The following is a 20,279-nucleotide window of genomic DNA, read 5'->3' as shown; positions in this document are numbered from 1 at the left end:
GCCGCCCGCTGTCAGCTGTCGTCGTATCTCAGACGTGCGTCGCGACCGGCCGCGACCACTGCGTTTCCGGCTGGAACGGCACAGCCGGTGCGGCGGGCGGCGCGGGCAGTGCCCGACGCTGGCGTTCGGCCAGGATGGCACCCAGGATGTGCATGGGCGGATGGCCCACGGGCACGGGCATGGCCAGCTCCGCGCAGACCGCGTGCAGCAGCGCCGCGCCGAGCTGCTGTTGCGCCGGAGGTGTCAGGCCGGGAAAGCGCAGCAGGTACTGGCGCACCGCACGAGCCGATTCGTCGGACAGCCCGGACACGTCGAGCTGCCGCGACCAGGCCAGCAGCCAGGGCGGCGGCACCGCGAGTCCCACATAGGGAATCCGGGTCTGCCCGTGCACGACCACCGTGCCCGCCAAAATGTCGCCGACCCGCCGGGCCTGCGGCGAACACAGCGACACCAGAATCGCGATCAGTCCGGTACCGAGAATCCAGAAGTCCACGATGCCGCCCAACCCCCGGGTCAGCGCATGCCGAAAATCGACGGGTCCACCGTCGGCCCGCACCACCCGCAGCCCGAGCGCCAACTTGCCCACGGTCCGCCCGCGCGTCAACGTCTCGCACGCCACCGGATACCCGATGAGCACCCCCACGACGATCACGATGAGCGCCGCGTCCTCCCACGCCGAATCCGCGTTCAGCCCGGCCAACACCATCTCCGCCACGAAGATCAGCAGCAGCCCACCCACCAACTGCACCACCAGGTCGATCAGAAACGCCACCGCCCGCGCGGGCAGCCGCGCGACCGGCAGTTCGACGGCGACAGCCTCGCCGGTGGTGAATAGGGCCATGGTGACTCGCATTCTTCCCACGTACACGCGGTGAGGCAACACGCGCGCGCCGTGTCACGCCACCGCGCCCGGTCCGCTGGGCGAGTGCACCGTTCCCCCGGTGCGCGTTCAGCCCTGATGGACGCTGCCGCAGCGCCTGCCCCAACACGTCGACGTCAGTATTCATCGGCCATGTCGCCGACATCGTGAGATCAGTCGTTGAGGCCCCAGGTGTCGAGAGTGGGCGGGGGCACTCAGCCCTGCCGAGTCGGTCTCGGATGTGCCTGGCGAGGTACCCGGCCTTGTGCGCAGAACCGAAATCGGCTCCCGCGCGGCCGAGCCGCTACAGCACCGCGCCGAGCCAGGAAGCGAACCCGAGCAAGCTGTCGGTCTGCCGCCGCTGGGCGGCTGCGATTCCGTGCACGGTTTCGCGCACCGACGGGTGCAGACGGGTCTGCTGTGGCGCTGCCGCCCGGGCCTTGTTCAAGGCGGCCAATGCTCGGTCGGGCTTGCCGCTGAGCAGCCAGGCGCGGGCGTTGTCGTGCCAGTGATGACCGATTCGGGTCGGCGGTGCGTCGGCCGTATAGGTCAGCTGCGCCCCTTCCACCGCCGCGCGGTTCGGATCGCCCGACTCGAGTTCGATGGCGTGTGCGTGGATCTCCACGTTCAGCGGACCGAACGCCGTCATGTACAGATCGGTTTCGCCGGTCCGGGCCGCCATCTCCCGTGCGGCCCGAACGTGATCGACCGCGCCGGGATGATTGAGCTTGCGCGCCTCGTTGATCGCCCCGGCCAGATGGGAGTACCCGGCCAATACCAGCCCGGCGCGGCTGCTGTCAGCGGACTCGATGGCGGAGTCGATGAGTTGCCCGGCCACTTCGGACTCGCCGTAATGGGTCAGCACCCGGGCGCGGGCCAACGCGGAGAACGCACCGTAGTTCGGATCGTCGGCGAAGGGGGCGTAGCCGTCGGCCAGGTCCAGCGCGGGAAGCGCCAGCATCAGATGACCGGTGCGGCGGGCGGACCATTCGGCGAGTACGTAGGCGGAGGTGAGCAGGGTGTACGCGTGCGACTGCTCATCGCCGGAAAGGTCACGTACCGCCCCGTGCAACCGCCGGATGATATCCGGCAGCACCTCGATCGTCTGGCGCGTCCGGTCACTGCGGTAGAGCTGTTGGGCCGCTTCGAGATCGGCCTCGATCCGAGACAGCGGGCCAGGCTCGGCAGCGCGAGCGTAGCGCCCCTCGGTGAGCAGCACCGACAGCGCATTCACCGCGTCCGACAACGGTTTTCCGTCGTCGTACGGAGCGCCGGTCAGGTGTTCCGGTGTGATCCGCAGGGCACGCGCGACCGCTGAGATGAACCCCGGCGATGCCGGTTCACGTCCCTGCTCGACCGCCTTGACCATGCTCAGGCTGTACGCGGCGCGGGTGGCGAGCGCCCGCTGGCTCAGCCCGGCGATCTTGCGTTCCGCGGCGATCCGATGCCCCACATGTTCGCCCATGTTCCGAGCGTAAACCCGCGATAGCCCCATGTCTCCCTGTCCCTTCACTGTCCCTCCGCCTCCTTGCGGGCAGCGAAGCTCAGTGGCAGCCCCGCCGCCAGGTCGATCCCGTAACCGCTCCCTGGCGGTGGGTGCGCACCACTTCGACACGGATTGGGGCGGGCCGGTGGAACTGCACGGGCGATTCGACGAGGACGACAGGGCGGTGCCGTCGGGCGACGGCTTCCGCTACCTCCAGCGCATCGACGGCTCATGGTCGCTGGTCGGTGATGACGGTTGGGAAATAGACCCCGCCGACCTTCACCCCGATGTGAGGGCCGCACTTGCCGCCGTGACGTTCGCGCCGATCGACATCGATCCACTGTGGGTCGTGGACACCGAGATTCGGTGATCACCATGTCGTGGTGGGTGTTCGCGATCGGTGTCGCTGCCGCAATCCTGCTGGCCGCGGCCCCGTACGCGGTGGCGTGGTTGTGCCCGCGCCATACGCCGGACGGGCGCAGCGTGGCCGAGATACGGCAACGGCTGCGGGAGGAGCGGATCGAGATGGACGCGGCCGTGTGGCCGGTCGGGTACCCGCATGATGCGCCGGACCGACCCATGGGGGAACTCGAGGCCCAGCGAACCATGCAGCGGCACCGGTCGTGTCGGGTCGGTGAGTGTCCGCGCAAGACCGCGGCGTGGCGGACGCTGGTGGAGGCGGGCCGGATCACACCGGACTCGGGACGCACCTATTGATCGGGGTACGTCGCGGTACGACAGCCGATTTCGCACCGCCGCTCATCTCAGAGCATCGGCATGCAGTGGTCGCAGGTCCGAATTGATCGCCAATCCGGGAACGCGCCACGTGGCTCCTTCGGCGAATCATGATGCCGTTGATCGGTGAATCCGGGACTGCCCGGATGCCGCATCGGGTGAGAGCTGACGTCACGGTTCGGCTTGACATCATGCTGTGGCGGGGTCGGTCGTCACGCACGGTATGCGGCAATAGCGGATGCTCAATTACGACTGTTCCTAAGAGTTGGGCGAGTCGATCAGCCCAGATATCGTGGCCAAATGGGGCATCCTGGTTCGCAGTACTACAACCCAGATCTGAGGCCGGACGAGATAGACACGCTGCTCCGCACTAACTACTTGCTCGTCCAGGCCAGCCGGGCAGCGCTGGGCCTCATCAGCAGTGAAATCGTCGGCATGGCCGTCGAACCGCGCCCCGGTGCGATAGTGATCCACGTGGCGGCCACGCGGGAAACACCGGCGCTAGCAGAGGACCTCGACGACATCGTCAGCGATCTGCACGCGTCTCTGTCCGGCGGCCCCGAGCAAAACTCGGTCATCATCACTCGAGTGCACCGAGGCTGGCCCGATGCCACGTGGCATAGCGGCTCGTACGCACCGTTCTACATTGCCAAACCCGACGACGACTGATGCCGTTGCGCTCTCCCGCCGGACATGCCGCAGATCTCAACGGATTGGGTTCGCCCGCCGCCGGGCCGTCTCGAGCCGCCCGATTCCGAGGCAGCGTCGATCGGTAGCGACCGCCGGGGGGCGCGATATTCGGCATGAGCGTGCGTTCAGACATCCCCCATGCCGCCGAACCTGCTCGCCGACGACGTCAGAGTCGCCGATGCCTACGGGGTTCTAGCCCGGGTATCAACTCTGGAGTTCGCCGATACTCACCGTCGAGACTCATCAGCGTAGCCAGCCGGTGCTGGCCGCCGCGTCGGGCGGGGTGCGTCGGTGACGGCCGATAGTCTTTCCTCAGCCGTGCGGCAGGAGGGCAGTGGATGGATCTGGACGCGTACACCTATGTGCACAGGCAGTCCTGGGAGCGGCTCGATCAGCTCGCGACCCGGCGCAAGCGGCTGTCGGGGGCGGAGACCGATGAGTTGGTGCGGCTGTATCGGGTCACTTCGCAGCAGTTGGCGGCGTTGCAGACGCAGGGGGCCGATGCGGAGTTGATCGCCGGGTTGTCGGCGATGCTGACCCGGGCGCGGGGGCGGGTGTTGAGTGCGCGCACCGAGATCGGGAAGGAGATCGGTTACTTCTTCACGCACCGGTTTCCCCTGGCGGTGTATCGGGCGTGGGGCTGGTGGGTGGGAGTCGCGGCGGCCTTCCTGCTCGGGTCTACGGCGCTGGCCTGGTGGGTGGCCGAATCGTCGCATGCGCGGCGGACTCTCGGGCTGCCCGAGAATTCGCCGGAGCTGACCGGGCCGGGCGGGGCGTTCGAGTCCTACTACTCCGAGCATCCGAACGACGCGTTCGCCGCCCAGGTGTGGACCAATAACGCGTGGGTGGCGGCGCTGGCGCTGTTCACCGGCTTCCTCATGCTGCCCGCGGTCTACGTACTCGTCATGAACGCGGTGAATCTGGGCATCACCGCCGGGCTGATGGGGCACGCGGGGCGGCTGGAGTCGTTCTTCACGTTCATCCTCCCGCACGGAATGTTGGAGCTCACCGCCATTTTCGTGGCGGGCGGGGCGGGGCTGAAGCTGGGGTGGACGCTGGTCGATCCGGGGCGGCGCAGCCGGGTGCAGGCGCTCGCGCACCAGGGCCGGGCCACCGCCGTGATCGCCGTCGGACTGGCGGTGGTGCTGTTCGTCTCGGGCCTCATCGAGGGTTTCGTGACACCGAGTCAGCTGCCCGATCCGCTGCGCATCGGGGTCGGCCTGCTGGCGGAGTTGATCTTCCTCGGCTATGTGTTCGGCGTGGGTCGCCGGGCGGCGTTGGCGGAGGAAGGCGAGCACATGTCGAGCTACTCGACGGGGATCGGACCGGAACCGGCTGCGGTGAAAGGTGCTTCGACCTCGGTGGCGGCGGTCGGAAATTGATTTCCACTGGCCGCAGCGAGTCCAGCTCAGCTGCGGCCAGCGTTGCCGACAACTCTACACAATCGTTATGCCGACGCAACCCTCGACACGGACCGCGGGCGTATAAGCCGACCAGGCGAATCGGACACTGCGGGAGGGTAATCCGGGAAGATCGCAAATTTCCAGCTTCCCCATTTTCGAGGCTAGGTAACGATGACCGTGATCATTTCGTGGCTACTTCCGCGCCACCGCCGAGCGACCCTAAGGACCGCTTGGTGTGAACCTCGCCTGAACGTTTGCCTCCGTTTCGGTCAAAACTCGCATCCAGGTCGGTCAACCCGTGTTCATCTGGCGTTTTCCGAGAGCAGAAGGCTATTGCCTACCGTTCGCCAGATTCGAAACAAACTCCAAGTTTGTTTAACTGAGCTAAGCCCGTACATGCGTCTAGCAAAAGTCACCGAAAAGGTGTCGGGTACCCCGAGCGCCGTCCGGCGGCAATCGAATTTCGTTCCCGCCGACCCGCCGGGCACCCATCCGCCGCCGCCCGGCAACGCCCCGACCGGGGGCCGCCGAGCGGCACTGCGATCTTCGTCACATCTCACCGCGACCTGCGGTTTTCCTCAGCCCGCGATTCGGACGATGCCCGTCGTGGTGCCTTGCAGCACATCGCCGGAAGGCATCAGCAGCGGCGAGGTCTGCAAGGGATCGGCGAGCAGTGTGGACGGCAGCCCGCGCTCACTCACCACCTCCCCGGTGTGCGGATCCACCACCGTGAACGCGTAGCCGTCCAGCGGCGTCGTGACCGGCAAGCCCACCCGACCCACCGTGTAGAGCAGTCCGTCACCGGCCGACAGATGCGGTACGGCCGAACTGCGCACCGTGTTCTCCCACACCGTGCGGCACCCGCCGCCGTCCACATCGACCCGCGTCATACCGCCGACGAAGGGGGCCGACGCCGGTTCGGCCGGACCCGCGCCCTCCGGCACCGCTGGATACGGATAGCCGTAGGTAGAGGCAACGAACACCGACGCCCCGATCCCAACGGGCGAGTTCTCACTACCCGCGCCACCGCGCGTCAACACCGGCCGGGTGCACACGAGTTCACCGCTGCCGGAACGGAACACCAGCAGGTTCACCCGGTCGGCCGCATTGTCGACAATCGTCAGATAGTCGGCCCCCGTACTCGGCCCGAAGTAGGTGGGCGTGGACCCGGTCCCCCAGGACAACTGCCCCGGCTTGCGCGCCGGACCCCGGTCGTAGGCCGCGCGCCACAGCTGCACCGGCCGCCCGGCGGCGTCGGCGTCGAATTCGTAGAGCGCGTGCGTGGTCGCCACCGCCACCCGCCCGCTCGGCGCGGCCGAGATGCTGTTGGCCACCTGCTCCCCCGCGGGCAGCCCGAGCGTGGCGACGGCCCCACCGAGCGTCACCGTGCCGACAATGCCGCGCGCGGTGGCGAACCAGACCGTGCCCGACCAGTCCGGCACCAGCCCGGTGACGCTGTCACCATCCGGAATGGCCGCCGTGAGATCCACCGAATCGACCACGCGCAGTTCCCATCCCGCCCCCGTGCGCTCATGGGCGATGCGCAGCAGCTTCCGGGTGCCGTCCACCACCACGAGCCGGTCGTCATTGTCGAGATAGGCATACACGCCCCCGAGCAGCCCACCCTTGTTCAACTTCAGCTGCGCCAGCGACCCGGTGAGCACCCCCGCCGACCCACTGGCGGACCCGCTCGCCGAACCGCTGCCGGACCCACTGGCGAGCCCCGCCGATCCGGTGGCCGGACCCCCGGACCCGGTACCGAGCAGCCCCGAATCCGCCGGATCGATCAGATGCACCACCGGCGCACGGTCGACCACGCCGGTACACAGGGCCACCACCAACCCGTCGGACCCCTGCAACAGCGTCGGACAGGCCGCCCCCAGCGGATACACCCCGATCCCCCGCGCACCGGTCCCCGGCCCGGGATACGGCACCACATCCGAGGACCCCGCATCCCCGTGCATGGTCGCCGTGCCCACCGGCCCCAGATATGGATTCGGCTCCGCCAACGGCCCCCACCCGGGCGCAGCCGCCCCCGGCCCCGCCGCGATAGTCCCCAACATGCCGACCGTCAGCAGCCCCAATGCCGACCGTCCGATTTTCCGTGCTGACACAGCCGCCGATACTGCCCGACCGCTACCGGGTCCTCGGGCAATACGCCACTCCGGCCCCGGCCAGTGGGACCGGGTCTGGACTTACGACGCCAACTCCGCCCGGGCGGGCGGCTGCCAGATGCGGCTGCGCAGGTCGGTGCCGCGGATCACCTGGATGCGCCACGGGGTGAGGCGCAGTACGCGCAGCTTGGGATCGTCAGGGCCGTGCCAGAACTGGCCGAGGTGGTAGCCGGCGCCGCGGGGGCTGGTGCGGCGGTACAGGTTCCAGACGTGGGTTTTGAGGGTGATGTCGTCGACGCCTTCGGCTGTCGCCTCGACCGCCACGGAGTTGTTGCCGGGTTTCCAGTAGGAGAAGCTGGTGTGTGGGTTGGCCGCCAGGTGCTTCTCCTTGACCGGGGTGCGGTAGGTGGCGAGCCAGCCGAGGGGTTCGCCGTCGACCTTCTCCCATACCGGGATCAGGACGCGGGTGCGGGGGCGGTTGCGGGCGTCGACCGTCACCATGGTGGCGTAGTTGATGGAGCCGACGTAAGCGTTGAATTCGCCCTCCAGGTCCTCGAATCGGCCGACCTTGGCGCTCATGAGGCGACTCCCTTCCGGAGAACTTCGATCACGCTGGCGAAACTGTCCGAGCCGTGTCCGGATTCCCGGGCACGCAGCATGGTGGCCTTGAGCAGTTCGGGCAGGGCGGTGTCGATGCCGCGCGCCGACTCCTCGTGCAGCACATGGTCGATGGTCGCGATCTGCACGTCCACGGTGGCGTCGTCGCCTGGGTAGCTGCCCGCGTCCACCTGGGCGGCGTAGCGGGTGAGGAAGGAGTTCACGGTGGCGAGCCAGCGGATCGCGATGGGGGTGAACTCCTGTGCCGCAACCTGTTCCGCGCCGACCAGGGCGACGCCGTGCAGCCAGCCGGTCATGGTGGACCACATGAGATTCAGCAGCGCTGAGTCGTAGAGGGCGGCGATACCCGCGTCCGTACCGAGGTAGAGCGGATCGCCGAGAGCGGCGAGGGTCTCGCGGTGCGGTTCGAACGCGGCGGCGGCACCGCTGTAGAGGAACATGACCTCGGAGCTGCCGACGCCGGGCGGGGTGGTCATGATGCCGCCGTCGAGATAGTCGACACCGCGCTCACCGAACCACTCGGCGGCCGCACGGGCCTGCTCGGCACCGCACGAGGTGAGGTTGACCAGCGCCTTGCCCGCGAGTTCGGACACGATCGGATCGGTCAGCTCCCGCATCGCCTCCTGGTCGAAGACGCAGACGAGGACCAGCGGGCTCGCCTCGACCGCCCGACGCGGATCGGCCGCGAGCACCGCGCCCCGGTCCACCAGCGGCTGGGCCTTGTGCGCCGACCGGTTCCACACGGTGACCCGGTGGCCGCGATCGAGCAGCGCGGCGGCCAGCGCCGAGCCCATCTGGCCGAGGCCGAGTACCGTGACGGACTACGGTGTGGTGTTCATCTCTTGTCTCCCTTGAGGTTTCAACGATTCTTGGCCGACCGGGATCAAGATTCGCAGCCCATGCGGGAGCCGACCAGTGACACGGATGCCGGGTATCACCAAATTCCTGCCATAGGCTGACGGGTATGAGCGTCGGTTCCGTAGCCCTGGTCGTTCCCGCCGACATCGGGGTGCCCACCTGGGATCTCTACGAATTGAGCATTCCGGCAACAGTTTTCGGAAAGCCCCAGCCGGACCTGTCCCCCACCTGGTATGAATTGCGGCTGTGCGGTACTGGTGATCGGAGCGAACCCGGCTCACCAGGCTTCACACTGCGTACCCCCTACGGGCTCGAGGGTCTGGTGGGTGCCGACACCGTGATCGTCCCATCGGTGCCGGACGACTGTGTCGATGAAGGAAAGCCGCTGCCACCCGATCTGATCGACGCCCTGCGCACCGCGCACGCCGCTGGCACCCGCATGGTCTCGCTGTGCACCGGAGCCTTCGCTCTGGCCGAGGCCGGACTGCTGGACGGCCGCCGCGCCACCGCGCACTGGATGCACACCGCGCAGCTGGCCGAGCGCTATCCCGAAGTGCGCGTGGATGATTCGGTGCTGTACGTGGACAACGGCGATGTACTCACCAGCGCCGGGATGACCGCGGGCCTCGACCTGTGCCTGCACCTGGTGCGCCGCGACCTCGGCTCCCGGGTGGCGAATCAGCTGGCGCGGCGCATGGTGGTGCCCGCACACCGGCCGGGCGGTCAGGCCCAGTTCATCGAGGAATCGGTGCCCGAGACCGACGACCGCGCCCTCGCACCGGTCATGGACTGGGCGCGCACCCGGCTCGACCGGCCGCTCACCGTCGAGGACCTCGCCCGCCGCGCCGCCGTCAGCCCCCGCACCCTCTACCGGCGCTTCCAGGAGACGACCGGCACCACGCCGTTGCAGTGGCTGCTGAACCAGCGCCTGGCCCGCGCCCGCGCCCTGCTGGAAACCACCCATCTCCCGGTGGAGAAGATCGCCGAACGCAGCGGCTTCGGCACCGCCAACAATCTGCGGCACCACTTCGTGGAGCGGCTCGGCGTCTCCCCCGGCGGCTACCGCCGCGCCTTCCCCTGCCAGCCCCTCGGGACGAACCCCGACGAGACGAACGTCGCCTGAAACGGCGAAGGGCCCGACCCGGAATCCGGATCGAGCCCTTCGACTGGTGGGCGAGGGGGGACTTGAACCCCCACGTCCTTGCGGACACTGGCACCTGAAGCCAGCGCGTCTGCCATTCCGCCACTCGCCCGAGCGACGTGAAAAAGTTATCACGGGGTATGCCCTAAAACGAAATCGCCTGGTGACCGGCCGTACACCCAATTGCGGACCGGGCGGGAACCAGGGGCTTTCGCCAAGAGTTACAGGTGTGGACGATCGTGGATATCATGCAATCACCGTGTCCCTACGGCGACACGCCCTTCTCGCGTGTCGCCGTATCGGACGCGCCGTGCATGACACGGCGTCTGCAGACCACGACACGAGAAACGCTCGCTCTCGAGGGAGCGTCATGACCCGGGAGGAGGGGCGATGGGTATCGTTTCGCGGTTCGAACGTCGCCTCCAGGGAGCTGTCGGGGATGTCTTCGCCCGCGTGTTCGGCGGTAGCGTCGTGCCCCAGGAAGTCGAGTCGGCCCTCCAGCGCGAGGCCACCGATCACATCCAGGAACTCGACGGTGGACACCTGTTGGCACCCAACAGCTACACCATCACCATCAACGAGTCGGACCTGCGGCAACTCGAGGCCGACCACGATCTGACCACCCGCGCGTTCGCCAAACATCTGCAGGACTACATCCGCGAGCAGGGGTGGCAGACCTACGGCGAAGTGCACGTGGCGTTCGAGGCATCACCTACGCTGCACACCGGACAGTTCAGAACCCGCGGCCGGGTGGACCCGGACGTGGGCCGTCGGACCGGCCCACCACCGGCATCTGAACGACCACAACGACCCGAACACCCGCAACCAGGAGCTGGCCCCATGACGCAGAACTCAGGCTACGACCCCAGCCGTGACGCCGCGGAGTCCGATCCACGCCGCGGTGGGTACGCACCCCCTCCGGCGGGCGGCCAGCAGGGCTACGCCGACCAGGGCTACGGCCAGCAGGGTTACGCCGATCAGGGTTACGGCGACTACCAGAACGGTTACGACCAGGGCGGCTACGGCCAGCAGGGTTACGGCCAGCAGGGTTACGCGGACCAGCAGGCGTACGGCCAGCAGGGCTACGCCGACCCCGCCTACGGCCAGCAGCAGGGTTACGCCGATCCCGGCTACGACCAGCAGGGCTACCAGCAGGGTTACGACCAGGGCGGCTACGGCCAGCAGCAGGGCTACGACCAGGGGTACGGCCAGCAGGGTTACGACCAGGGCGGCTACGGCCAGCAGCAGGGCTACGACCAGGCGTACGGCCAGCAGCCCGGCTACGCCGATCCGGGCTACGGCCAGCAGGGCTACGCGGACCCCGGCTACGACCAGGGCGGCTACGCGCCCGACGACCAGTACGGCCAGCAGGGCTACGGGCAGCAGCCCGGCTACGGCCAGCAGGGCTACGGGCAGGCTCCGGCGGCCCCGCCGCACGGCGGCTCCAGCTACTCGGCCACCCTCCAGCTCGACGACGGCAGCGGTCGCACCTACCAGTTGCGTGAGGGATCCAACATCATCGGCCGCGGCCAGGACGCGCACTTCCGGCTTCCCGACACCGGGGTGTCCCGTCGCCATATCGAGGTGCGTTGGGACGGTCAGACGGCCATGCTCTCCGACCTCGGTTCGACCAATGGAACGCTGGTCAACGGCTCGCCGGTGCAGGATTGGCAGCTCGCCGACGGGGATGTCATCCGCGCCGGGCATTCCGAGATCCTGATCCGGATCGTCTGATCCCGTAAGCTCGCGGTGCAGGTCACGATATGGCCCGAGAATCCTCGGTCGTATCGTGATCGCAACCGGTCTACGGCCCTATGATGCTGCCAACACTCACGCGGTGGCGAAACCCGGCCCGTGCTGACAGGCAACACCGGTTGGGGGTCGACGAACCGTACCTACAACACGGTCGAACAGGAGGTGGAGCACCGTGCAGGGATTGATCCTGCAATTGACCCGTGCGGGGTTCCTGCTGCTGCTGTGGCTGTTCGTGTGGGCGGTGCTCCGGACCTTGCGCAGCGATATCTACGCGGCATCCGGCATCAGAGTCGCGCCACGGTCCCAGAGTGGTTCCGCGGTGCTGCCATCGTTTCGCCGGGGCCAGAAGGGCGCCAAATATCTCGTGGTGACTCAAGGCTCACTCGCCGGCACCCGCATCACTCTCGGCACCCAGCCGGTGCTGATCGGGCGGGCCGATGATTCCACGCTGGTACTCACCGACGACTACGCCTCCACCCGCCACGCGCGCCTGTCGCCGCGTGGTGAGGACTGGTATGTCGAGGATCTCGGTTCCACCAACGGGACCTACCTCGACCGCGCGAAAGTCACCACGCCGGTGCGGGTTCCGCTCGGCACACCCGTCCGTGTCGGCAAGACAGTGATCGAGCTCCGATCGTGACACTTGTTCTCCGCTACGCAGCGCGCAGCGACCGCGGTCTCGTCCGAAGCAACAACGAGGATTCCGTCTACGCGGGTGCGCGGCTGCTCGCGCTCGCGGACGGGATGGGCGGCCACGCCGCCGGTGAGATCGCCTCGCAGTTGATGATCGCCGCCCTGGCCCATCTCGACGACGACGAACCCGGCGACGATCTGCTCGGCAAGCTCGACCGCGCGGTGCGCGAGGGCAATGCCGCCATCGCCGATCAGGTCGAGGAGGAACCCGAACTCGACGGCATGGGCACCACGCTCACCGCCATCCTGTTCGCGGGCAAGAAGCTCGGCCTCGCCCATGTCGGCGACTCCCGCGCCTACCTGTTCCGCAACGACGAGCTGACCCAGATCACCAGGGACGACACCTTCGTGCAGTCGCTGGTGGACGAGGGGCGCATCACCCCGGAGCAGGCGCACACCCATCCGCAGCGGTCGCTGATCATGCGCGCGCTCACCGGCAACGAGATCGAGCCGACACTCATCGTGCGCGAGGCCCGCGCCGGTGACCGCTACCTGCTGTGCTCGGACGGCCTGTCCGACGTGGTCAGCGACGAGACCATCGGCAACACCCTGCGCGAGGGCACCACCGACGAGGCGGCCGACCGGCTCATCGAACTGGCGCTGCGCAGCGGCGGTCCCGACAATGTGACCGTCGTCGTCGCCGACGTGATCGACCTCGACTACGGCCAGAGCCACCCCATCGTGGCGGGCGCGGCCTCCGGTGAGGACGAGGACACTCCCCCGCCGAACACCGCCGCCGGGCGGGCCGCCGCCATGAGACCTCCGCGCGCCGCCCCGCGCCGCGCCGTCCAGCAGTCCGAGCCCGAACCGCCGCGCAAGGGCCACACACTGCGCTGGCTGCTGCTGGCGGTGGCGCTCATCGTGGCCATCGGCGCCGGGCTCACGGTCGGCTACAACATGATTCGCAGCAACTACTACGTGGGCGCGGACGGCGATCGGGTGGTGGTACTACGCGGGCTGCCCGGTTCGGTACTGGGCTACTCCATCCACGATGTCGATCAGATCGGATGCGTCACCCGCGACGGCGAACTGTCCCTCGTCGCCCCCGGCACCGACTTCCCGGCCGGCTGCCGCGAACTGACCTTCGACGATCTCAAGCCCACCGGTCGCGATTCCGTCGAGAAGGGCCTGCCGCCCGGCTCCCGTGAGGACGCCGTGACGCAGATGCGGTCGCTGGCGCAGCGGGAACTGCTGCCGCCGTGCGAGAAGCCCGCCGAACCGGAGCCGACGCCGCCGAGCGACCCGAATCAGCCGCCCGCCACGGGCACGCCGACCACGGCGGTGCCGCCGACCACCACCGGTCAGCCGGACACCGAGCCCGGCACCGAACGCACCGGTGAGCTGCGTCCGCCGGAGAACCGCGAGCAGCCGCCGGCCAGCGCCCCCGTCACCACCACCCAGGCCCCGCAGATCGCGGGCCAGAACTGCAGAGTGACGGACTGATGTCCGCACCGGCACCGCCGTCCGCTGGGGCCTTTCCCAGCCCGCCGGGCGGATTCGCTCCCGCGCCGCCGCCGTCCACCCGGCGGAATATCGAGTTGCTGCTACTCGGCCTCGCCGCCCTCGTCACCACGGTGGCGCTGGTGCTGGTGGAGGCCAGCCAGGAACAGTCCATCAGTTGGGATATCGCCAAGCTGGGTTTGGCGTACCTGGCGCTGTTCGGAGTCGCGCATTTGGCGGTACGGCGCTTCGCGGCCTTCGCCGACCCGGTGCTCCTACCGATCGTGGCCCTGCTCAACGGCTTGGGGCTGGTGCTCATCCATCGCCTGGATCTGGCCGACAAACAGGACGCCATCTTCAACTCCACGGCCATCCCCTCCCCCGACGCCAATCAGCAGGTGCTGTGGACCGGGCTGGGGATGGTGGTGTTCATGGGTTTGCTCATCACGCTGCGCGACTACCGCACGTTGGCGCGCTACGCCTACACCCTGGGTCTGATCGGCCTGATAGCCCTGGCCATTCCGGCGCTGCTGCCGGATCGGTTCTCCATGGTCAACGGCGCCAAGATCTGGATCCGGCTGCCCGGATTCAGCGTGCAGCCGGGCGAATTCGCGAAGCTGCTGCTGATCATCTTCTTCGCCGGGGTGCTGGTCGCCAAGCGTGACCTGTTCACCGTGGCGGGCAAGCATGTGCTGGGGCTGGAGCTGCCGCGCCCCCGCGATCTGGGCCCGATCCTGGTGGTCTGGGTGGTGTGCATCGGCGTGCTGGTGCTGGAGAAGGACCTCGGCACCTCGCTGCTCATCTTCGTCACCGTGCTGACCATGCTCTACATCGCCACCGAGCGGGTGGGCTGGCTGGTCATCGGCGGCGGTCTGCTGGCCATCGGATTCCTCTTCGCCTACAACCGATTCGGGCATGTACGGGTGCGCGTGGAGACCTGGCTGCACCCGTTCGACGACTACAACAACACCGGCTACCAGATCTCGCAGTCGCTGTTCGGCCTGGCCACCGGCGGACTGGCGGGGACCGGGCTGGGCAGCGGACGGCCGTCACAGGTGCCCTTCGCCAAGACCGACTTCATCATCACCACCATCGGTGAGGAACTCGGGCTCGTCGGCCTGGCCGCAGTGCTCATGCTGTTCACCGTGCTCGTGGTGCGCGGGCTGCGCACGGCGCTGGCGGTGCGTGACAGCTTCGGCAAACTGCTCGCCGCCGGACTGTCGTTCACCATCGCCGTGCAGGTGTTCGTGGTGGTCGGCGGTGTCACCAAACTGATTCCGCTGACCGGTCTCACCACGCCGTTCGTCTCGTACGGTGGTTCCTCGCTGCTGGCCAACTACGCGCTGGTGGCGCTGCTGATCAAGATCTCCGACGCGGCCCGCGCACCCGCCCCGGTGCGCAGGCGCGCCCCCGAACCCATTGCCGACGCCCCCACCGAGATGGTGCGGCGACCTCCGAAGGGAGGCACCGCGTGAACACTCCCCTGCGTCGCGTCGCCATGGCCGTGATGATCATGGTCGTCGCCCTGCTGGCCAATGCCACCTACGTACAGGTCATCAAGGCGGACAGTCTGCGCAGCGATCCGCGCAACGTGCGGGTGCTGATGGACGAGTACTCGCGCCAGCGCGGCCAGATCTCGGCGCAGGGCACGGTGCTGGCCAGTTCCGTCGCCACCGACGACCGGTACAAGTACCTGCGCACCTACCCGACCGATCCGGCGGCCTACGCCCCGGTCACCGGGTTCTACTCCATGCAGTACGGCAGCACCGGGCTCGAGCACGCCGAGGACTCGGTGCTCAACGGCTCCGACAACCAGCTGTTCGGCCGCCATCTCGTCGATCTGGTCTCCGGCCGCGATCCGCGTGGCGGCAATGTGGTCACCACCATCGACCCGGTCATGCAGAAGGTCGCCTACGAGCAGCTCACCTCGAAGGGGTACACCGGTTCGGTGGTGGCCATCGAACCGAGCACCGGGCGCATCCTCACCATGGTGTCCACCCCCAGTTACGACCCGAACCAGCTGTCCAGCCACGACGGCGCCGCGGTCACCCAGACCTGGAACGACCTACAGCAGGATCCGCGCTCGCCCATGCTGAACCGCGCTGTGTCGCAGACCTATCCGCCCGGTTCCACCTTCAAGGTGGTGGTCACGGCCGCCGCGCTGTCCGCGGGCATCGCCCAGCCGGACGACCAGTTCACGGCCGCGTCGCGCATCACCCTGCCCGACACCGCCACCACGCTGGAGAACTACAACGGCAACCACTGCGGCCCCGGCGACAGCCAGACCGCATCACTGACCACCGCGTTCAAACTGTCCTGTAACACCGCTTTCGTGGAGCTCGGTATCAAGGTTGGGTCCGCGACGCTCAAGGACGAAGCGGCCGCGTTCGGTATCGGACAGCACGAGGGGATCCCGATTCCCGTGGCGGACAGCACCGTCGGCACCATCCCGGACGGCGCCGCGCTCGGACAGAGCAGCATCGGCCAGCGCGACGTGGCGCTCACGCCACTGGACAACGCGGTCATCGCGGCCACCATCGCCAACGGCGGCGTCCGGATGCGGCCCTACCTGGTCGACCAACTGCAAGGCCCGGATCTCAGCGTGCTCAGCACCACCAAACCGATGTCGGTGGGTCAGGCGGTGAACGCCCAGGTGGCGTCCCAACTGACCACTCTGATGATGGAATCGGAAAAGAACACCCAGGGCGGCGGCCGCAGCCCCTACACGATCGCTTCCAAGACCGGCACCGCCGAGCACGGCAGCGATCCCCGCAACACCCCGCCCCACGCCTGGTACATCGCCTTCGCGCCGGCGCAGAATCCGAAGATCGCGATCGCGGTCATCGTCGAGAACGGCGGTGACCGCGCCCTGGCCGCGACCGGTGGTTCCGTCGCGGCGCCGGTCGCCCGCGCGGTGCTCGACGCCGGACTGGCGGGGGGCTGAACGATATGAACGTGCTCGCTGGACGGGGGCTGGAATGCTGACCAACGGTGCCTTGATCGCCGACCGCTACCGGCTGCATCGCCTCATCGCCACCGGCGGAATGGGACAGGTCTGGGAAGCCCTGGACACCCGCCTCGACCGCCGGGTCGCGGTGAAGGTGCTCAAGGCGGAATTCTCGGCCGACCCCACCTTCCGGCACCGGTTCCGCACCGAGGCCAAGACCACCGCGCAGCTCAACCACCCCGGTATCGCCGGTATCTACGACTACGGCGAGACCATGGACCCGGCGGGCGGCGAAACCGCCTACCTGGTCATGGAATTGGTGTCCGGTGAACCGCTGAACGCCGTGCTCAACCGGCTCGGCCGGCTGTCGGTGGCGCAGGGCCTGGACATGCTCGAGCAGACCGGTCGGGCGCTCCAGGTGGCGCACGCCGCGGGCGTCGTGCACCGCGACGTCAAGCCCGGCAATATTCTCGTGACGCCGACCGGCCAGGTGAAGATCACCGACTTCGGCATCGCCAAGGCCGTCGACGCCTCCCCGGTCACCAAGACCGGCATGGTCATGGGCACCGCCCAGTACATCGCGCCCGAACAGGCCACCGGCGAGGACGCCACCGCCGCCTCCGACGTGTACTCACTCGGCGTGGTCGGCTACGAGGCGTTGGCCGGGCAGCGGCCCTTCACCGGAGACGGCGCGCTCACCGTCGCCATGAAGCATGTGCGGGAGACCCCGCCGCCGCTGCCGCCCGACCTGCCGCCGAACGTGCGGGAGCTCATCGAGATCACCATGGCCAAGGAGCCGGGTCAGCGCTACACCAGCGGCGGTGAATTCGCCGACGCGGTGGCCGCCGTGCGCGCGGGCCGTCGGCCGCCGCCGCCCAGCGGCCTGGCCGGACCGATGACCTCCGGCGCCACCCGGGTGCTGCCGCCCGGACCGACCGTGATCCTGCCCACCGCCGCGCGCGGTGACGCCGCCACCGTGCGGTACCCGACACCGCCGCACGCACAGCGGGCGCAGCAGCCGCCGGTCGCCACCGCCATGATGCAGGGTCCGAACACCCCGCCGCCCGGCACGCCGCCGATCGGTGGACGCACCGCCGAACAGGGCGGCGGGCGCTTCACCAACAGTCAGAAGGCCCTCGCGGGTCTCGGCGTCGGCGCGCTGGTCGTGGGTGCGGCGGCGGCCTTCGTCCTGCTCAGCGGGGATCCGCCGGAATCGACGCCGCCCACCAAGACCAGCGCCGTGGTGGTGCCGCCGCCGGTGCCGACCACCACCACGACCACCGAGCCGCCGACCACCACCCGGTACGTGCCCCCGCCGCCGACGGTCCCGCCGACCACCGAGGAACCGCTGCCGACCACCACCGAGCCGCCGCCGACCACGACGACGCAGCCGCCGACCACCACGCCGCAGCAACCGAGCACCACCAAACCGGCGCCGACCACCACGGTCAAGCCCAGCAAGACCACCATCGAGCCCCCGTTCGAAATACCATCGTGGCCACCGACGGTGCCCGGTGGCGCCGGTGGTGCGTTCGGAACCACGCGACCAGCACACAGCAGCACTCCAGCTCCCGCCGCCCAGCAAGGACTGCCATGACGACCCCGAAGAATCTCTCCTCTCGCTACGAGCTGGGCGAGATCATCGGGTTCGGCGGTATGTCCGAAGTCCACAAGGCGCGGGATATGCGCCTCGGCCGCGATGTGGCCATCAAGGTGTTGCGTGCCGACCTGGCCCGCGACCCCACGTTCTATCTGCGGTTCAAGCGGGAGGCGCAGAATGCCGCCGCACTGAACCATCCGGCCATCGTGGCGGTCTACGACACGGGTGAGGCCGAGGTCGACGGCGGGCCGCTGCCGTACATCGTCATGGAGTACGTGGACGGTGACACGCTGCGCGATCTGGTGCGCGGCAAGGGGCCGCTGCCGCCGCGCCGGGCCATGGAGGTCATCGCCGATGTGTGTGCGGCGCTGGACTTCTCGCACCGCAACGGCATCGTCCACCGGGATATGAAGCCCGCCAACATCATGATCAACCGCGCGGGTGCGGTGAAGGTGATGGACTTCGGCATCGCGCGCGCCATCGCCGACAGCTCCAATCCCATGACGCAGACCGCCGCGGTCATCGGCACCGCGCAGTACCTGTCCCCGGAGCAGGCCCGCGGTGAGCAGGTCGACGCCCGCTCGGACGTGTACTCCGTCGGCTGCGTGCTGTACGAGATCCTCACCGGCGAACCGCCTTTCACCGGCGACTCCCCGGTCGCGGTGGCGTACCAGCACGTCCGGGAGGATCCGCGGCTGCCCTCGCACGTGCATCCGGGCGTACCGCGCGAACTGGACTCGGTCGTGCTCAAGGCCATGAGCAAGAACCCGGCCAACCGGTACCAGACCGCCGCCGAGATGCGCGCCGACCTGATCCGGGTGCTGGGCGGGCAGAAACCGACCGCGCCGATGGTCATGACCGAGGAGGAGAGCACCACCTTCCTCGACGAGGAGTTCCCCGCACCGCGCTACCGCACCGTGGAACGCGGCGACGACACCTCCGAACAGGAGATCGTCGACGCGAACGGCTCGCGCCGCGGACTGTATCTGGGCCTGGCGGGCGCGGCCGCGGTGGTGGTGGCCTTCGTCCTGTTCTGGACGCTGATCGGTCCCGGTTCCGGCCCCGACCAGGTCGCGGTGCCGGATCTGGCCAATCGGCCCGCCGCCACCGCGCAGCAGGAATTGGAGCGGCTCGGTTTCACCGTCGCCATCCAGGAGAAGCCGGACAGCAAGGTGGCGCAGGGCAATGTGATCGCCACCCAGCCGCTCGGCGGCTCGCGCGTCGACGAGGGCAGCACCGTCACCCTCCAGGTGTCCACCGGCCCCGCGCAGGTCGCGGTGCCGCGCCTGGCCGGACTCACCCAGCAGCAGGCCGAACAGCAGCTCAATGCCAAAGGGCTGCGGCTGGATTCGGACGTGCAGCGCGACGCCTCCAGCATCGAGGACAAGGACAAGGTGATCGCCCAGACCCCCACCGAGGGCGCGCGCATCGACGCCAACAGCACGGTCACCATCACCCTCGGCAAGGGACCCGAACAGGTACGCGTCCCCGACGTGGTGGGCCAGCCGCTGGACGTTGCGGAACCCAACCTGGTGGAGAGCGCCGGTTTCGAGATCACCGTGCAGGAGGTGCAGAACTCCCAGCCCAAGGGCACGGTGATCGGCACCAACCCGGCGGGCGGATCCATGGCCGACCGGGGCTCCACGGTCATCGTCCAGGTCTCCACCGGCGACGCCATCACCATGCCCGACCTGCGCGGTATGACCCCGGCCCAGGCCGCCGACACCCTCCGCTCCCGCGGCTGGGTCGGCCAGATCAGCCAGAACACCCAGGCCACCCTGGACGCGGGGAGTGTGGGCCGGGTCATCGCCCAGCAGCCCGCGGTCGGCTCCTCGCTCGGCAAGACCGCGACGGTGACCATCACGACCGGCGTGCTGTCCCTCGGACCCCCGTGAGATCCGCCGATCGGCACCAGCGACATGGCCGCGCACCGCGAGGAG

Annotated in this window: 17 protein-coding genes, 1 tRNA gene and 1 pseudogene; 12 read left to right on the top strand and 7 right to left on the bottom strand. The window is 68.7% G+C overall.

Going from position 1 to position 20,279, the window contains the following annotated elements; translation table 11 throughout:
* Positions 1 to 28: 28 nt before the first annotated feature.
* The gene (locus ON31_RS00885; RefSeq protein WP_039808392.1) at positions 29 to 841 is read right to left on the bottom strand and encodes an RDD family protein; all 813 of its coding nucleotides are present in this window, start codon (positions 839 to 841) and stop codon (positions 29 to 31) included.
* Positions 842 to 1,163: 322 nt separating this feature from the next.
* Positions 1,164 to 2,324, bottom strand: a complete 1,161-nt coding sequence (locus tag ON31_RS00880; RefSeq protein WP_039808200.1) for a helix-turn-helix domain-containing protein — start codon at positions 2,322 to 2,324, stop codon at positions 1,164 to 1,166.
* A 127-nt stretch (positions 2,325 to 2,451) separates the two neighbouring features.
* Between ON31_RS00880 and ON31_RS00875 the strand changes: the two genes are divergently transcribed.
* The 4 genes from ON31_RS00875 to ON31_RS00860 all read left to right on the top strand — a co-directional run bounded on the left by ON31_RS00875 (position 2,452) and on the right by ON31_RS00860 (position 5,152).
* Entirely contained in the window at positions 2,452 to 2,715 is a 264-nt protein-coding gene (locus ON31_RS00875; protein WP_039808197.1) for a hypothetical protein, read from the top strand.
* Between the two features lie 5 nt (positions 2,716 to 2,720).
* The gene (locus ON31_RS00870) at positions 2,721 to 3,062 is read left to right on the top strand and encodes a hypothetical protein (protein WP_147287019.1); all 342 of its coding nucleotides are present in this window, start codon (positions 2,721 to 2,723) and stop codon (positions 3,060 to 3,062) included.
* Between the two features lie 318 nt (positions 3,063 to 3,380).
* The gene (locus ON31_RS37210) at positions 3,381 to 3,749 is read left to right on the top strand and encodes a hypothetical protein (protein WP_029930520.1); all 369 of its coding nucleotides are present in this window, start codon (positions 3,381 to 3,383) and stop codon (positions 3,747 to 3,749) included.
* 359 nt (positions 3,750 to 4,108) lie between these two features.
* Complete coding sequence (locus ON31_RS00860; protein ID WP_051036576.1) at positions 4,109 to 5,152, top strand: stage II sporulation protein M; 1,044 nt, start codon at positions 4,109 to 4,111, stop codon at positions 5,150 to 5,152.
* Positions 5,153 to 5,751: 599 nt separating this feature from the next.
* Here the strand turns inward: ON31_RS00860 and ON31_RS00855 are convergent.
* The 4 genes and pseudogenes from ON31_RS00855 to ON31_RS38465 all read right to left on the bottom strand — a co-directional run.
* Positions 5,752 to 7,236: a hypothetical protein gene (locus ON31_RS00855; RefSeq protein WP_255221935.1), complete on the bottom strand. Its 1,485-nt coding sequence runs from the start codon at positions 7,234 to 7,236 to the stop codon at positions 5,752 to 5,754.
* Between the two features lie 132 nt (positions 7,237 to 7,368).
* Positions 7,369 to 7,866, bottom strand: a complete 498-nt coding sequence (locus ON31_RS00850; protein ID WP_039808187.1) for a pyridoxamine 5'-phosphate oxidase family protein — start codon at positions 7,864 to 7,866, stop codon at positions 7,369 to 7,371.
* A complete protein-coding gene (locus ON31_RS38470) occupies positions 7,863 to 8,249 on the bottom strand; it encodes an imine reductase family protein (protein ID WP_370450452.1) in 387 nt (128 codons plus the stop codon). The genes ON31_RS00850 and ON31_RS38470 overlap by 4 nt, the downstream gene beginning before the upstream one ends.
* A gap of 39 nt (positions 8,250 to 8,288) precedes the next feature.
* Positions 8,289 to 8,711, bottom strand: a pseudogene (locus ON31_RS38465) (NAD(P)-dependent oxidoreductase); the annotation flags it as partial.
* Positions 8,712 to 8,869: 158 nt separating this feature from the next.
* Between ON31_RS38465 and ON31_RS00840 the strand changes: the two are divergent.
* Positions 8,870 to 9,886, top strand: a complete 1,017-nt coding sequence (locus tag ON31_RS00840; RefSeq protein WP_051036574.1) for a GlxA family transcriptional regulator — start codon at positions 8,870 to 8,872, stop codon at positions 9,884 to 9,886.
* Positions 9,887 to 9,930: 44 nt separating this feature from the next.
* Here ON31_RS00840 and ON31_RS00835 read toward each other — a convergent pair.
* A tRNA-Leu gene (locus ON31_RS00835) sits at positions 9,931 to 10,016 on the bottom strand.
* Between the two features lie 278 nt (positions 10,017 to 10,294).
* Between ON31_RS00835 and ON31_RS00830 the strand changes: the two genes are divergently transcribed.
* The 7 genes from ON31_RS00830 to pknB all read left to right on the top strand — a co-directional run bounded on the left by ON31_RS00830 (position 10,295) and on the right by pknB (position 20,234).
* Positions 10,295 to 11,638 (top strand): FHA domain-containing protein, encoded by a 1,344-nt coding sequence (locus tag ON31_RS00830; protein WP_039808185.1) that lies wholly within the window; start codon positions 10,295 to 10,297, stop codon positions 11,636 to 11,638.
* A 193-nt stretch (positions 11,639 to 11,831) separates the two neighbouring features.
* Positions 11,832 to 12,299, top strand: a complete 468-nt coding sequence (locus tag ON31_RS00825) for an FHA domain-containing protein FhaB/FipA (RefSeq protein ID WP_029930527.1) — start codon at positions 11,832 to 11,834, stop codon at positions 12,297 to 12,299.
* Positions 12,296 to 13,795 carry a PP2C family protein-serine/threonine phosphatase gene (locus ON31_RS00820; protein WP_039808182.1) on the top strand — a complete coding sequence of 500 codons (1,500 nt, stop codon included), beginning with the start codon at positions 12,296 to 12,298 and terminating at the stop codon, positions 13,793 to 13,795. The genes ON31_RS00825 and ON31_RS00820 overlap by 4 nt, the downstream gene beginning before the upstream one ends.
* Complete coding sequence (locus ON31_RS00815) at positions 13,795 to 15,267, top strand: FtsW/RodA/SpoVE family cell cycle protein (protein ID WP_029930529.1); 1,473 nt, start codon at positions 13,795 to 13,797, stop codon at positions 15,265 to 15,267. Before ON31_RS00820 ends, ON31_RS00815 begins: the two co-directional genes overlap by 1 nt.
* Entirely contained in the window at positions 15,264 to 16,736 is a 1,473-nt protein-coding gene (locus tag ON31_RS00810; RefSeq protein ID WP_039808179.1) for a peptidoglycan D,D-transpeptidase FtsI family protein, read from the top strand. Before ON31_RS00815 ends, ON31_RS00810 begins: the two co-directional genes overlap by 4 nt.
* A gap of 34 nt (positions 16,737 to 16,770) precedes the next feature.
* Entirely contained in the window at positions 16,771 to 18,336 is a 1,566-nt protein-coding gene (locus ON31_RS00805; RefSeq protein WP_039808178.1) for a protein kinase domain-containing protein, read from the top strand.
* On the top strand, positions 18,333 to 20,234 hold the full coding sequence (pknB, locus tag ON31_RS00800) for a Stk1 family PASTA domain-containing Ser/Thr kinase (RefSeq protein ID WP_039808176.1): 1,902 nt from the start codon (positions 18,333 to 18,335) through the stop codon (positions 20,232 to 20,234). The genes ON31_RS00805 and pknB overlap by 4 nt, the downstream gene beginning before the upstream one ends.
* Positions 20,235 to 20,279 lie beyond the last annotated feature (45 nt).

The sequence above is a fragment of the Nocardia otitidiscaviarum NBRC 14405 genome, assembly GCF_000308635.1.
GTDB lineage: Bacteria > Actinomycetota > Actinomycetes > Mycobacteriales > Mycobacteriaceae > Nocardia > Nocardia otitidiscaviarum.
This window is presented reverse-complemented; position numbering and strand designations above follow the sequence as displayed.

Coding starts and splice junctions, on each gene's coding strand:
- ON31_RS00885 (WP_039808392.1), bottom strand. CDS start 841: ATGGCCCTATTCACCACCGGCGAGGCTGTCGCCGTCGAACTGCCGGTC.
- ON31_RS00880 (WP_039808200.1), bottom strand. CDS start 2,324: ATGGGCGAACATGTGGGGCATCGGATCGCCGCGGAACGCAAGATCGCC.
- ON31_RS00870 (WP_147287019.1), top strand. CDS start 2,721: ATGTCGTGGTGGGTGTTCGCGATCGGTGTCGCTGCCGCAATCCTGCTG.
- ON31_RS37210 (WP_029930520.1), top strand. CDS start 3,381: ATGGGGCATCCTGGTTCGCAGTACTACAACCCAGATCTGAGGCCGGAC.
- ON31_RS00860 (WP_051036576.1), top strand. CDS start 4,109: ATGGATCTGGACGCGTACACCTATGTGCACAGGCAGTCCTGGGAGCGG.
- ON31_RS00855 (WP_255221935.1), bottom strand. CDS start 7,236: ATGTTGGGGACTATCGCGGCGGGGCCGGGGGCGGCTGCGCCCGGGTGG.
- ON31_RS00850 (WP_039808187.1), bottom strand. CDS start 7,866: ATGAGCGCCAAGGTCGGCCGATTCGAGGACCTGGAGGGCGAATTCAAC.
- ON31_RS00840 (WP_051036574.1), top strand. CDS start 8,870: ATGAGCGTCGGTTCCGTAGCCCTGGTCGTTCCCGCCGACATCGGGGTG.
- ON31_RS00830 (WP_039808185.1), top strand. CDS start 10,295: ATGGGTATCGTTTCGCGGTTCGAACGTCGCCTCCAGGGAGCTGTCGGG.
- ON31_RS00815 (WP_029930529.1), top strand. CDS start 13,795: ATGTCCGCACCGGCACCGCCGTCCGCTGGGGCCTTTCCCAGCCCGCCG.
- ON31_RS00805 (WP_039808178.1), top strand. CDS start 16,771: ATGCTGACCAACGGTGCCTTGATCGCCGACCGCTACCGGCTGCATCGC.
- pknB (WP_039808176.1), top strand. CDS start 18,333: ATGACGACCCCGAAGAATCTCTCCTCTCGCTACGAGCTGGGCGAGATC.